This is a genomic window from Flavobacterium sp., assembly GCF_044373165.1.
Taxonomy (GTDB): Bacteria; Bacteroidota; Bacteroidia; order Flavobacteriales; family Flavobacteriaceae; genus Flavobacterium.
Genome location: NZ_JBILQL010000012.1, coordinates 13,868 through 26,482, shown reverse-complemented (window position 1 = coordinate 26,482; position 12,615 = coordinate 13,868). Strand labels below are relative to the sequence as shown.

Genomic DNA, 12,615 nt, shown 5'->3' with positions numbered 1-12,615 from the left:
AAATCTAAGAGACTTGATTAGTATAAACTTATTATTTTGTCGTTGATAAGCAAAAAATAATCGACAAAATACAGATAATCAACACTTTATTAAAAAATAAACTTACAAAAAACGGGAAGGTGTTATTTATTTGTAAGGTACTATAACCGGTTGTCCGATTTGAAAATCAGGAAGTGCTAAGTCGTTGTTTTTGAAAGAATTGGTTCTGAAAAGATTTTCGCCTTCAAAAGGAATGGAAGGATAGTAGGATAGCGATATTTGAAAACTGTTAAAAACCAAGTAATCGTTATTAATCAGTACGCCAATACTAAACTTAGAATAGAGTGTTTTGTCTAAAAACCGATTATCTTCATCGCCTAAAAATCCGAATGTCATATTGTAAAAAGGGCTAAAGTGAAAGCCGTGCCAATTGCCCGGAGCATAAGTTTGCGTTTGAAAAGCTACCGATAGTTTTCTTGTTCCGTTGATCAAAGGATTGTTGAATCCGGCAATTCCGTTGTCGTCAGAAATAATCAACCGGTCTTTGATAATGGGCGCGCGATGGTTTCCGATAACCATAGTAGGCTTAATGAATTGACGGAGTTTCCAATTGCCGACGTTGAGTAAATTGGTAAAGTAATTGCCTTCAATTCTAAAAGTAGTTTCTTCAGAGCAACCGTTGTTAAAAAAACTTCCCCATTCGATATTGGTACTTAAATAACCGAATGAAAAATAATCGCCATAGGCAAATCGACCGCCAAAATAACTTCTCTTGATATTGTTTTTTTCTTGAAATCCTCCGGTAATCGAGTAAACTTGACCATAGGGTATGTCTTCAATAATCCCGAAATTAAATAAGTATTTGTCTTCTGCAAATTTCCGAGTATTCAAACCTATTGTAGCCAAATACAATTTTTCATTGGCAAAAAATCGGCTTGGGTCGTAGATTAAATCCGGGGTTTGCAGGAATCTTACATTTTTAAATCCCAGTGTAGTTACTAAGTTGGTTGTTCTAGAATCTTCGTTTTTTCCCTTAAATATTTTAAATGAATGTCCGAACCAATATTCTTGAGCATCTGATTTGAAGTTTTGATTGTTGAAAATACCGCTGTTGTTGGGCAAAGAATCAATAAAAAAGCGCTTTTCAAAAAACATACCGCCGGCCAATCGTGTTAATGGTGAGAAAAACTGTCGCTCTATTCGGGCGTTTTTGGTGGTGTAATTGTTTAGCGAATTCTCATAAGTTAACGAAGTATTTATAAACGTATTCTTGATGTTGTTTATAGAATACCTGCCTAAATAGGCGTCTCTACCGGTTTCAAAACGCCTGGTATATTCGTTGCGAAATTCGTGTCCTAAACCTAAGAAGTTTCGTTCTGTTAGTTCAAAGTTACCCTGTGAAGTTGATAACGCACCATTTGGAATCAAACTCCATGTATCTAAAACCCGTATCGAAATGTCTACCGAATCACGACTTCCCGGTATTTCAACCGGCTTGATAACAACGCTTCGGGTATACCGTTGTCTTCTAATTAAACGTTCAGATTCTTTGACAATCAAAGAATCTAAAGGGTCATTTTTTTTGAAAAGGAGTAGGTTGCGAATCGTCCAGCTTTTTGATTTGATGTGCAAACTGTTGCCAAATTTCTCAAAACCTTTTTCGGGTTGGTCTTTGAAATTTTCTGCAGAATAACCAAAAGGATCTAAGGTTTCTATGGTAATGCTTCGGATGATTTTACCTTCGTTGCGGTCAAATGATTTTTTGATTAAAAAACGCCTTCTTTTGGCACCGCTGGTTGATTTTGTTTGTCGGTTGGATTTGAATAATAACCTGTATATAAAACGATTAAACTTACTTTTCTTGGAGTAGTTTTCAATTTTTTTATACACTTGGGTTGAATCGTTACCGCTGTTAACCTCTTTTTGCTGCGCCGATATGTTGCCGCAGTACAGCAATAGCAATAGGAAAAGGTAGGACTTGAGGTTCATAGCATTTAATAACGAAAGGGAAAGATATAAAATAAAACCGCTACACTAAAAAAACCCCCAATTGATTTAACAATTGAGGATAGTGTTTTTTCTGGTTTGAATTTATGATTTTTGCTCTTTGTTGAAGTAAACCAAGTAGTAATACATTTGCTTTTCTTCATCCCAGCCTTTTTCCACAAACTTTTCAGCGCTTTCCGGATTGATAAAATCGAGTTTGATTTGAATATTAGTGTCTAAGTTGATGACATTCTTAATCGATTTTCGGGCATCAGTTACTGCTGCATTGGCAATAGGGAAGTTGGTAATGTCTTCAATACTGTATTTTTCGCCTTTGTCTACTTTGTAGTTCTTGAACTCCGGAATCAAATCGGGATTGTCCAATACTTCATTCAAGAATTTGCTTTCTTCAAACTCGTCGTTTTTGGCAAAGAAATTCACCGAACGATTCATAAACATGACTTCTTCTTTTTTATCTTCTGCCGGAAGTACTACATCTTTAGCAAATCCTTGACAGAATTTTAAATACTTTTTAGTGTAGAAATTTTCATCTTGGAAAGCATCTACGGAAAGGAAATGTTCCAACCAATAGCGCGCATCATAGCGGTTGCTGTCGACGGTCAGGATTTTGTACCCTTCTTCTTTTTTGTGGTTGAAAATCAAACAGCCTTTATCCAATTTATTAAGGTTGATACCTTGTTGCAGTATCATTTCCAAAGTGCTGCCTTTTTCTTCAAATTGCATAAAATCGCTCTTGATTTCACTTTTGAAAACACCAATGGCATCAACGGTGTTATTGTCAATAGAAACATTGGTCAAGTAAGCCACATATACTTCTCCATTCTTAATGTGCGGATGATTGGACTGTTCAAATAAGTGTTTGGTTATTTTTTTAGAAACCTCATGCGTATCACTCGGATTGGTGAAAATTTCTGTAGCCAAATTAAACATGTCGTTGTATTCTAAATCGACATCGTGGGCAAATTGAAAATAGTTTTCTTCTTTTTCGCGGAAAGGCTTAAAAAAATACTCTTTCAAGAGCGGCACAATTTCGTCATTCAGACCATAAGGTTGTTCCGATAAAAAAATAGCTTCGTTGCGGCTTTTGTTTCCAACTCGGTGGATGGATAACGATTCGATGTGGGCGTTGAATAGGTTGATCATTTGTGGCTGTTAGCTATCAGCTGTTAGCTTTTAGCAGTTTTATAATTATAATTTTTCTTATTAATGTTTCAGTGCTGATAGCTAAGAGCTAACAGCTAAAGGCTTTACTAATTCCAATTCTCTTCAAATCCAAAATCTTCAAAGCTGTCGTCTCCGCCAAACATGTCTAAATCGTCCTCGTCTAAATCGTCTTCAAACTCAGAGTAGAAGTCTTCGTTTTCGGCTTCAAATTCTTTTTCCGGTGCAACATTTGGTAATTCTCCGTGAGAGAATAACAGGTTGGGATAAATGACACCGCTTTCGGCATCTTCAATAGCGGCCAATTCAACTAAGAATGTCCACATATTGATAAAATCGTAAACATAAATAATCTTGGTTTGGTCTTCGCCTAATAGTTGGTTTAAAGGATAATCGCTCATGATTTTCATTTCACCGGGAACATCGCCCGAATCAAACATTGGGATTTCCTCTTCTTGGTTCCATTGGTCGTCACAGGTGTAAAAGGAAGCCACTTCTAAGCCGTCAAAACCAAAAGCATTAACTATGGCATTGTGCAAATCTTCTAAAGTATCTTCTTCCTGAATAGCAATGTCTCTGAAAACATCTTCTTCGGCATCGAGTATGGCTCTGAATTTATAAATCATAATCGTAATTTTTATAAGCGCACAAAGGTAAATTTAATTTGCAATATTTGATTTGAGAAAGCCGAATTGTTGAAAACTATTTGGACATAAAAAAACCGGCACTAGGACCGGTTCGTTCTTATTTTTTTTCCTCATTACAGAGACCAACTACTCTATGAAAGGTGTCATGTAATGCAGCTAATGCCTTTTTTATCTCGTAGTCAGATGACTTTCTTTGTACCAAATCATTCACTTTTTTAGTCTCTTTCTTCAAAATCACTAACGATTCAATGAGTTTTGGACTTCGGTATTCTTCAGGCATGTTTTCTACCGATAAGGCTTCGGCTCTTTCAACCAAAAGTTCAGAATTCGACTTGATAGGATTCAGAATTCCTTCCTCTGAAGAATGGTAACTTTTTGAAATAACTTCGTGATAAGCTCTAATCTCAGGCCAACGTTCTGTTATGGTTTGAGCCGAAACAGAATTCAGGGCAAAGAATGCCGCAAAGGCAAAAAGTGATTTGATAATTTTCATTGTTTAGTGGTTTTGGTTATGCAATGCTACAGAATTTTATTGGGATATTTTGTTAAAGTAATTTTTTTTTAAAATTTTCTACAGTTCATCTGCCAAAATCTACAATTCGGTTCATTTAAATTTTTATGCCTGCTTTTTTGCCTGAAGTTTGTCTCATCAAAACAAAAAACAATGAAATCATTTTACACTTTCGTTTTTCTTTTAGCCACTTTCGCAATTCAGGCGCAACAAACTATTTCAGGAACCGTACTCGATGAAAAAAGCAAGCCTATCACCGGTGCTAACATTTTTATCGATGGCACTTATGACGGTGCTTCGTCTGATGAGAGCGGGAATTTTAAATTCACCACAACTGCTAACGGCAATCAGGTTTTAGTGATTAGTTTCTTGACCTATGAAACGCTAAAAGTCACAATTAATGTGGCTGAATGTCAAAATAAAGTTTTCAAACTCAAGGAAAGTGTCAATTCACTCGATGCCGTTATTGTTACCGCCGGAACTTTTGATGCGGGCGAAAAAGCCAGAGTTTCGGTCTTGAAACCCTTAGATATTGTAACTACTGCCGGTGCATTAGGTGATATAGTGTCGGCTTTGCAAACGTTACCCGGAACCCAAACCGTTGGCGAAGACGGCAGATTATTCGTTCGTGGTGGTGAAGCCGATGAAACCCAAACTTTTGTAGACGGTATTCGAGTAGCCCAACCTTATGGCGCTACAACAGCGAATGTACCAACCAGAGGGCGATTTTCTCCTTTCTTATTCAGTGGCATGTCGTTTTCTACAGGAGGTTATTCGGCCGAATACGGAGAAGCTTTGTCGAGTGTATTGTTGTTAAATACCCAAGACGAAGCCACCGAAGAAAAAACAGATATTTCGTTAATGACCGTTGGTTTAGGTTTGGCCAATACCCAAAAATGGGGCAACAACTCGTTGAGCTTTAACACGGCTTATATCAATTTAGAGCCGTACCAAAAAGTATTTCCGCAACGTGCCGATTGGAACAAACCTTTTCAGTCACTTTCGGGCGAAGCGGTTTACCGTCATAGTTTTGAGTCGGGTTTGTTTAAATTATATGCGGCTTTTGAGGCTTCTCAATTCGACATCAACAGCGAAACCATCAACAGTCCGGATAAAATAAGAGTTGATTTGAACAACAATAATTTTTATTTGAATTCCTCTTACAAAAGAAATTTTGGTTCACAATGGCAATTGTTTACCGGTTTGAGTTATGGTTACAGCCAAAATACAATCGGTATTAATGTTGATAATGTATCGAATGGGGAACACGCTTCCCATTTGAAATTGAAAGTAAAAAAGTCTTTCTCTGATCGCGTGAAACTGTCTTTCGGGAGCGATTATTTTATGACTCGTTTTAGCGAAGATTTCAAAGCCAATTCAGGTCAAACCTTCAATAGCGGTTACGATGCCAATATCGCTGCTGTTTATGCAGAAACGGATATTTTCTTCTCTAAAAAGTTTGCTTTTAAGTTGGGCGCTCGCTCGTCCCACAACGATTTGCTTAACGAAACGGTCATAGCGCCAAGAGCTTCCTTAGCCTATAAAGTGTCTCAAAACGGTCAGTTTTCCTTTGCCTACGGTAGTTTTACTCAAGCACCACGGCAAGACTACTTGAAATATGCGGATGATTTAGAGAGCGAAAAAGCGGAACACTATATTTTGAACTACCAATTCAACAAAGATCGCAGAACGTTCAGAGCTGAAGTGTATTTAAAATCGTATGAAGATTTAGTGAAGTTTGACACGCAGTCTGTTCAATTTGATTCCAATTTCAGCAATTTGGGTTCAGGTTATGCTCGAGGATTGGATGTGTTTTGGAGAGACAACAAATCGGTTAAAAATCTGGAATACTGGATTTCCTATTCTTACATAGATACCCAAAGAAATTACCGAAACTTTACCGCTGAAGTGACGCCGAGTTTTGTGGCCAACCACAGTTTGAGCTTGGTATCGAAATGGTGGATTAACAAATGGAAATCGCAGTTAAGTGTTACCAATACTTTCACCACCGGACGACCATTCAATAACCCTAATGAAACCCAATTTATGAATGGCAGAACCAAAGGCTATAATAACTTAAGCTTGGGTTGGGCTTACTTAATGACACAGCAAAAGATACTGTATTTTTCAGTCTCTAATGCATTAGGAACGGCCAATGTTTTTGGTTACGAATACGCCAATACACCCAATGCAGAAGGTGTTTACAATAGAAGAGCCATTCGCCCAACCGCCGATCAGTTTTTCTTTGTAGGTTTCTTTTGGACCATTAGTGAGAACAAAAAGGATAATCAGTTGAATAATTTATAGGTGCTAACAAACTAAGGCAAAAGTCTCAGCACCATAGCATCTTAGTACCTCAGCACCTTTTTAAAAACAATTCATCCCCAAAAATCTACAGTTCGGTCATAATAAATTTCACAGCCGTACCAACCTCCCTAATTTTGGAGTATAAAATAACAAGAGTTTTAATCATCAAAAAAAAGAAATCATGACAAAAATTATTACCATTATCGCCCTTTTAGTTAGTTCTATTTTATCCGCTCAAACCTCTTATGAACAAGGTATGGGAAAAGCACTCGGCCTCTGGAAAGAAGGCAAATCTAAAGAAGCTTCTGATTTAATGGAGCGTATTGCCGCAGCCGAAAAAAACAACTGGTTGCCCAATTATTATGTAGCTTTTATCAATACAACGGAAGCCTTTAATCCGGCCAACAAAAACAATGCAGCGGTATTAATTGAAAAAGCCCAACAAGCGCAAGATGCAGCTTCAATGGTAAGTCAAAATAACCCGGAACTATTAGTTATGCAAGCCATGATTTATACCGCCATGATAGTTCAAGATCCTATGGCTAACGGCATGAAGTATTCTCCTAAAGTAATGGAGTTGTACACCAAAGCTAAATTAATAGCCCCCGAAAATCCCAGAGCGGTGTATTGCAAAGCCGAGTTTGAAATTAACAGTGCGCAATGGACCGGAGCCGATGTAAAAAAATTATGCTTAGATTTGGAATCAGCAATTCCATTGTTTGAAAAGTTTGTGCCCGAATCACCTTTTCACCCAAAATGGGGATTAGAAAGAGCGAAAGAAGCGTTGAAGAATTGTAAATAAAGGCACTAAGATACTAGGGCACTAAGGTTCTAAGAAAATGAACTCAGTGCCTCAGAACCTTAGCACCTCAGAACCTTAGCACCTAAAAAAAAGTAATGAAACCATTATACAAAGAAATTCCCAGAGCCATCATCATTTCACTAACCATCTTTGTAGTGTTGGTTTTGATTCGATGGATTACCGGAAATACCATAACCTTCGATTATGGCTTGTTGGTCAACTTTGGCTATACCATGCTTTACGGGTTGACTTTATACCTTTCGAATGCCTTTGTTTTTATCTATTTAGATAAGGTTTTCAAAACAGAAAGATTTACACCTAAACGTATTTTGATTGGGTTTATACTATCGTTTTTGGGATCTATCGGCGTGATTTTTTTATTGCGAATTTTTGAAGATGTAATCATAGAAGGAATACCATTCAGTGTATTTTTAAGCAAAGAACACATGGCCAATTACTTGGTGGCGATTGTGATAACTTTGGTAGTTACTTTAGCTTTTCACGCTTTTTATTTTTACAAAGCCTATGCTGAAAACAAGGTCAAAGAACAAAAAGTCATCGCCGGAACCGCTTCGGCTCAATTTGAAAGTTTAAAAAACCAAATCGATCCGCACTTTTTATTCAACAGCTTGAATGTGTTGAGTTCCTTAATTGAAGAGAATCCGGATAATGCACAAAAGTTTACAACGTCTTTGTCTAAAATCTACCGCTATGTTTTGGAACAAAAAGACAAAGAACTGGTGTCAGTGGAGGAAGAATTGTCATTCGCCAAAACGTATATGAATTTGCTTAAAATGCGTTTTGAAAACAGTATCAGTTATGAACTGCCAACTGAATTCGACAATCCGGAAGCCAAGGTAGTACCGTTATCACTCCAGCTTTTATTGGAAAATACTATCAAACACAATGTAGTGAGTGAGCAAAAACCACTTCACATCAAAATTTATATTGAAAGCAATTACTTAATAGTTGAAAATAATTTACAAAAGAAGGAAGTCTTGCAAGATCGAAAAGGCGTTGGACTGCAGAACATCGTTAACCGATATGGCTTGATTTCAGAAAGAAAGGTTTTGGTCGAACAAAACGAAACCGTTTTCAAGGTCAAAATTCCAATTTTAACCAAACAAATTGTCATCATGGAAACACAAAATATTTACAATGAAAACATGGCTTATGTCAGAGCCAAAGAACGAGTAGAAAAACTAAAAGGATTTTACGGTAACTTAATTTCGTATTGTTTCGTTATTCCGATTTTAATATTCATTAATCTTAAGACCAGTAATTTTCAATGGTTTTGGTTCCCGATGTTGGGTTGGGGAATGGGCTTGACTTTTCATGCCTTAGAGACTTTCGGTTACGGGAAATCCTGGGAAGAAAAAAAGATTCGTGAGATTTTGAATAAAGAAAACAACCCTAACAATAAATGGAGTTAGTTATGGAAAAGTCTAATGAAATTTTAGAACAAATCGCCAAAGAAAGAGTACACAAGTTAAAGCAGTTTTACACGCACTTGTTTATTTATGTCATCGGAGTATTAGTGTATGTGTCTAAAACCTATTTTGGAGTGCCATTGAACTTTTGGCCCATTCGTTTTATCAATGAATTTGTGATGGGAGTTTGGACATTCTTCTTAGTCATGCAAGCCTTACAGTTATTCATAACACAAAAGGTTTTCGGAACCCAGTGGGAACAAAGACGCATTCAGAAAGTTATAGAGAAAGAAAAAATAAAGCAACAAAAATGGGAGTAATCATGGAAACAAATAACGAATTTGAGCGCTATCAAAAAGCAAAGAAACAAGTAGAAGAGATCAAAGGATTTTATGGCCATTTGACTTCGTATATATTAGTAATGGGCTTGTTGATTTTTATCAATTTGCGATACACACCACAGTACTTATGGTTTGTTTGGTCAATGTTAGGTTGGGGAATCGGATTGTTTTTTCATGCGATGAGAGTCTTCAATTGGTTTCCGTTTCTCAATAAAGAATGGGAAGAAAAAAAGATCAAACAATACATGGAACAAGAAAACAAAAGCAATAAATTTGAATAGTTATGGAAAATTACGACGAAATTAAATACCAAGAAGTTGCGAAAAGAGTCCAAAAAATCAAAGGTTTTTATACGCATGCCGTTGTTTATTTGGTAATCAATACCGCAATCATTATTTCTCAGATTCAATTTAGCAGTAACGACAGTTGGAGCTTCGAACTCCGCCATTTTTCTACAGCTTTCTTTTGGGGTATCGGATTAGCGGCCCACGGACTTTCTGTTTTTATGCCTACCATGATTTTGGGCAAAAATTGGGAAGATAGAAAAGTTAAGGAGCTAATGGAAAAAGAAAAAAATAATAAATGGGAATAAAAATAGGCGCTGAGGCACTAAGGTTCTAAGTAAAAAGACCTTAGTACCTCAGAACCTTAGTACCTCAGAACCTTATAGCCTAAAGCATGAACATCATCATCATCGAAGACGAGAAGCCAGCAGCTCGATTGCTCCAACGCAAAGTGGAAAAATTGGGTTTAACAGTCAACACACTTTTACACTCCGTAGAAGAGGCCATTCAATGGTTTAACGCCAATACGCATCCCGATTTGATTTTCCTCGATATCCAATTGTCCGATGGACTATCATTTGAAATTTTTGAGAAAATCGATATCAAAAGTGCCGTTATTTTTACTACGGCTTATGATGAATATGCCTTGCGAGCTTTTAAACTCAATAGCATCGATTATTTGTTAAAACCCATAGACGAAGACGATCTGGAGACTGCTGTTACCAAATTCAAGAGTCAGTTTCAAAAGAGTTTGGTGACCGGTTTGGATTTCGAAGCCATCAAAAAAATGTTAGTCAATCCAATCGACCGACAATTCAAAAAGCGCTTTACCATCAAAATGGGACAGCAACTCAAAATGATTAATATAGAGGAAGTTGAGTGTTTTTACAGTGAAAATAAAGGCACTTATTTGCACACTTTAGACAACCGCGATTATTTGCTAGACAACACTTTAGAACAACTCGAAACCGAAATCGATCATGATGCTTTTTATCGCGTTTCCCGTAAATTCATTATTCCGATGAAAGCGATTAAAGAGATACAATTGCACAGCAATTCCCGATTGAAAGTGATTTTGCCGACCTACAAAGACGATGAGGTGATTGTAGCCAGAGAACGGGTGAATGAGTTTAAGGAATGGTTAGGATAAGCTGCTTAAAGTTGGTAAAGTTTTGTTAACTCTGTTTCAATCTCAACCCTAAGTTGTTAACTTCGTTAGCTTTAAATACAAGATATGAAATGGCTTTCGGCTTTGTTATTTGTTTTGGTGTTGACATTGGGTCAAACTGCTTCGGCTCAAATAGCGGTTTACGAAAAGTTTGAGGCCTTTGAAAAGGACATTATCAAAGAAAATGATTCTATTTATGTAATTAACTTTTGGGCTACTTGGTGTGCACCTTGTATAAAAGAGTTGCCTTATTTTGAAAAATTACACACTGATAATCCCAAAGTGAAAGTCATTTTGGTAAGTTTGGACAGCCAAAAAGATTTGGAAAAAAAGCTGATTCCGTTTGTAGCAAGAAAGCAATTAACCGCCAATGTTATTTTATTAAGCGATAAAGATTACAATTCGTGGTTAAACAAAATCGACGAGTCTTGGTCGGGCGCTATTCCGGCAACATTCATCCTGGACGGTAAAAGAAAACTTTTTGCCGAACGCGAATTTGAAAGCTTTACCGAGCTCAACGACTATGTTAACGCATTTATCCATCATAACTAAATAATTCATTATGAAAATTTTACCCTTTCTTATTATTTTTTTCAGCTCACTGTTTGTGGGTGAAACACCGGTTTCAAATGGCTACCAGCCGGGAGACAAAGCCACCGACTTCAAATTAAAATCGGTAGACGGGAAAATGTACAGCATGGCTGATTACAAAGACGCCAAAGGTTTTATCGTTGTCTTTACTTGCAATACTTGTCCGTTTGCGGTTAAGTATGAAGACCGAATCAATGCCATTGCCAAAAAGTATACACCAAAAGGTTATGTTTTATTGGCCATTAATCCGAATGATCCGGAAGCACAACCCGCTGATACTTTTGAATTGATGCAAGCCAAAGCTAAAGAGAAAGGATTTGCCTTTCCTTATTTGGTGGATGAAGGACAAAAAATTTATCCGCAATATGGCGCTACCAAAACACCACATGTATTTTTACTGGATAAAAATTTAATCGTGAAATATATTGGTGCTATTGATGACAATTCTGATGATGCATCGGCTGTAAAAGAGAAATACCTTGAAAATGCCATTCGATTTTTAGACAATGGTAGCGAACCTAGTCCGGCTCAAACCAAAGCCATAGGTTGTTCGATTAAAACCAAGAAAAAAGCTTAAACGATAAGGACTTCAATTGAAGTCCTTTTTATTTGATGAAAACTTTTCTTATGCCTACTAAGGCAAAGATTAGCAAAGTATAGGCTATAAAAAACGGGACAATCAATTCAATCCAACCCAATGGTAGCATTATGGCTATGATTAATAACTGAAATCCCAATCCGTAGAGTGAGAGCAGTGTCATAAACCAATTGGGAAAGGTCTTTACTTTGTAGGCATCTGAGTCTAAAGTGTGAATGATTTTGTCAAAAAGGCCATAAACAATTTGATAAATACCAAATAAAATATCCACTGATTTTTGGGTTTCACCCGGTAAAGCTTTCGGTGCTTTGTACTCGAAAATTTTACTGGTTCCATCACCGCCAACCGATTTATTTCTTAAAATAACATAATAATAATTGTACAGAGTGCCTTGTAATTGAAGTCCGATAAAAGCCAAAAGCGTAAACCAAATCGAGGTTTCAGAAACATAACAAATTGCTATCAAAAACAAAAAGTTCAAAACAATATCAAATACGCTGTCTAAATACCTTCCGGAGTAAGACGGTGTTTTTTTTAGTCGGGCCAATTCACCATCAGCGGCATCAATCCCCGATTTTAGAAGGATAAAAAAGGCAGCCAGTAAGTAATGGTGTTCCAAAATGCAATAAATTGCAATCAGTCCGGAAAGCCCGAATAGTAAAGTAACATGAATAGGAGTGAAGCGAGAATCTTTTAATTGAAGAGCGAAAAATCTCCCGAAAGATCTTCCGTAATCCGATAAATCTAAAAATTTATCTTCTGTGGCAAGTTTAGACATTTAAGTTGGTA

Annotated in this window: 14 protein-coding genes; 9 read left to right on the top strand and 5 right to left on the bottom strand. The window is 36.8% G+C overall.

The window, feature by feature from the left end; all coding sequences use genetic code 11:
• Window positions 1-126: 126 nt before the first annotated feature.
• The 4 genes from ACIQ32_RS03315 to ACIQ32_RS03300 all read right to left on the bottom strand — a co-directional run bounded on the left by ACIQ32_RS03315 (window position 127) and on the right by ACIQ32_RS03300 (window position 4,287).
• The gene (locus tag ACIQ32_RS03315) at window positions 127-1,968 is read right to left on the bottom strand and encodes a hypothetical protein (RefSeq protein WP_396194257.1); all 1,842 of its coding nucleotides are present in this window, start codon (window positions 1,966-1,968) and stop codon (window positions 127-129) included.
• 102 nt (window positions 1,969-2,070) lie between these two features.
• On the bottom strand, window positions 2,071-3,129 hold the full coding sequence (locus tag ACIQ32_RS03310) for a nucleoid-associated protein (protein ID WP_396194256.1): 1,059 nt from the start codon (window positions 3,127-3,129) through the stop codon (window positions 2,071-2,073).
• Between the two features lie 107 nt (window positions 3,130-3,236).
• Window positions 3,237-3,773, bottom strand: a complete 537-nt coding sequence (locus tag ACIQ32_RS03305; protein WP_396194255.1) for a hypothetical protein — start codon at window positions 3,771-3,773, stop codon at window positions 3,237-3,239.
• Window positions 3,774-3,891: 118 nt separating this feature from the next.
• A complete protein-coding gene (locus ACIQ32_RS03300) occupies window positions 3,892-4,287 on the bottom strand; it encodes a hypothetical protein (RefSeq protein ID WP_396194254.1) in 396 nt (131 codons plus the stop codon).
• A gap of 171 nt (window positions 4,288-4,458) precedes the next feature.
• Between ACIQ32_RS03300 and ACIQ32_RS03295 the strand changes: the two genes are divergently transcribed.
• From ACIQ32_RS03295 to ACIQ32_RS03255, 9 genes are all read left to right on the top strand, one after another.
• Window positions 4,459-6,612 (top strand): TonB-dependent receptor domain-containing protein, encoded by a 2,154-nt coding sequence (locus tag ACIQ32_RS03295; RefSeq protein ID WP_396194253.1) that lies wholly within the window; start codon window positions 4,459-4,461, stop codon window positions 6,610-6,612.
• Between the two features lie 181 nt (window positions 6,613-6,793).
• Window positions 6,794-7,414 (top strand): hypothetical protein, encoded by a 621-nt coding sequence (locus ACIQ32_RS03290; RefSeq protein WP_396194252.1) that lies wholly within the window; start codon window positions 6,794-6,796, stop codon window positions 7,412-7,414.
• Between the two features lie 95 nt (window positions 7,415-7,509).
• Complete coding sequence (locus ACIQ32_RS03285) at window positions 7,510-8,847, top strand: 2TM domain-containing protein (protein WP_396194251.1); 1,338 nt, start codon at window positions 7,510-7,512, stop codon at window positions 8,845-8,847.
• 2 nt (window positions 8,848-8,849) lie between these two features.
• Complete coding sequence (locus ACIQ32_RS03280) at window positions 8,850-9,164, top strand: 2TM domain-containing protein (protein ID WP_396194250.1); 315 nt, start codon at window positions 8,850-8,852, stop codon at window positions 9,162-9,164.
• Window positions 9,165-9,166: 2 nt separating this feature from the next.
• Entirely contained in the window at window positions 9,167-9,466 is a 300-nt protein-coding gene (locus ACIQ32_RS03275) for a 2TM domain-containing protein (protein ID WP_396194249.1), read from the top strand.
• Between the two features lie 2 nt (window positions 9,467-9,468).
• Window positions 9,469-9,777, top strand: a complete 309-nt coding sequence (locus tag ACIQ32_RS03270) for a 2TM domain-containing protein (RefSeq protein WP_396194248.1) — start codon at window positions 9,469-9,471, stop codon at window positions 9,775-9,777.
• 86 nt (window positions 9,778-9,863) lie between these two features.
• Complete coding sequence (locus ACIQ32_RS03265) at window positions 9,864-10,619, top strand: LytR/AlgR family response regulator transcription factor (protein WP_396194247.1); 756 nt, start codon at window positions 9,864-9,866, stop codon at window positions 10,617-10,619.
• A gap of 84 nt (window positions 10,620-10,703) precedes the next feature.
• On the top strand, window positions 10,704-11,189 hold the full coding sequence (locus ACIQ32_RS03260) for a TlpA family protein disulfide reductase (protein WP_396194246.1): 486 nt from the start codon (window positions 10,704-10,706) through the stop codon (window positions 11,187-11,189).
• A gap of 10 nt (window positions 11,190-11,199) precedes the next feature.
• Window positions 11,200-11,805 (top strand): thioredoxin family protein, encoded by a 606-nt coding sequence (locus ACIQ32_RS03255; RefSeq protein WP_396194245.1) that lies wholly within the window; start codon window positions 11,200-11,202, stop codon window positions 11,803-11,805.
• Between the two features lie 28 nt (window positions 11,806-11,833).
• Here ACIQ32_RS03255 and ACIQ32_RS03250 read toward each other — a convergent pair whose 3' ends face one another.
• Window positions 11,834-12,604, bottom strand: a complete 771-nt coding sequence (locus tag ACIQ32_RS03250) for a CDP-alcohol phosphatidyltransferase family protein (protein WP_396194244.1) — start codon at window positions 12,602-12,604, stop codon at window positions 11,834-11,836.
• Window positions 12,605-12,615: the final 11 nt, after the last annotated feature.

Excerpts from the sequence above, each read along its gene's own strand:
- ACIQ32_RS03295 (WP_396194253.1), top strand. The coding sequence starts at position 4,459 with ATGAAATCATTTTACACTTTCGTTTTTCTTTTAGCCACTTTCGCAATT.
- ACIQ32_RS03310 (WP_396194256.1), bottom strand. The coding sequence starts at position 3,129 with ATGATCAACCTATTCAACGCCCACATCGAATCGTTATCCATCCACCGA.
- ACIQ32_RS03285 (WP_396194251.1), top strand. The coding sequence starts at position 7,510 with ATGAAACCATTATACAAAGAAATTCCCAGAGCCATCATCATTTCACTA.
- ACIQ32_RS03270 (WP_396194248.1), top strand. The coding sequence starts at position 9,469 with ATGGAAAATTACGACGAAATTAAATACCAAGAAGTTGCGAAAAGAGTC.
- ACIQ32_RS03250 (WP_396194244.1), bottom strand. The coding sequence starts at position 12,604 with ATGTCTAAACTTGCCACAGAAGATAAATTTTTAGATTTATCGGATTAC.
- ACIQ32_RS03305 (WP_396194255.1), bottom strand. The coding sequence starts at position 3,773 with ATGATTTATAAATTCAGAGCCATACTCGATGCCGAAGAAGATGTTTTC.
- ACIQ32_RS03265 (WP_396194247.1), top strand. The coding sequence starts at position 9,864 with ATGAACATCATCATCATCGAAGACGAGAAGCCAGCAGCTCGATTGCTC.
- ACIQ32_RS03280 (WP_396194250.1), top strand. The coding sequence starts at position 8,850 with ATGGAAAAGTCTAATGAAATTTTAGAACAAATCGCCAAAGAAAGAGTA.
- ACIQ32_RS03315 (WP_396194257.1), bottom strand. The coding sequence starts at position 1,968 with ATGAACCTCAAGTCCTACCTTTTCCTATTGCTATTGCTGTACTGCGGC.
- ACIQ32_RS03255 (WP_396194245.1), top strand. The coding sequence starts at position 11,200 with ATGAAAATTTTACCCTTTCTTATTATTTTTTTCAGCTCACTGTTTGTG.
- ACIQ32_RS03275 (WP_396194249.1), top strand. The coding sequence starts at position 9,167 with ATGGAAACAAATAACGAATTTGAGCGCTATCAAAAAGCAAAGAAACAA.
- ACIQ32_RS03290 (WP_396194252.1), top strand. The coding sequence starts at position 6,794 with ATGACAAAAATTATTACCATTATCGCCCTTTTAGTTAGTTCTATTTTA.
- ACIQ32_RS03300 (WP_396194254.1), bottom strand. The coding sequence starts at position 4,287 with ATGAAAATTATCAAATCACTTTTTGCCTTTGCGGCATTCTTTGCCCTG.
- ACIQ32_RS03260 (WP_396194246.1), top strand. The coding sequence starts at position 10,704 with ATGAAATGGCTTTCGGCTTTGTTATTTGTTTTGGTGTTGACATTGGGT.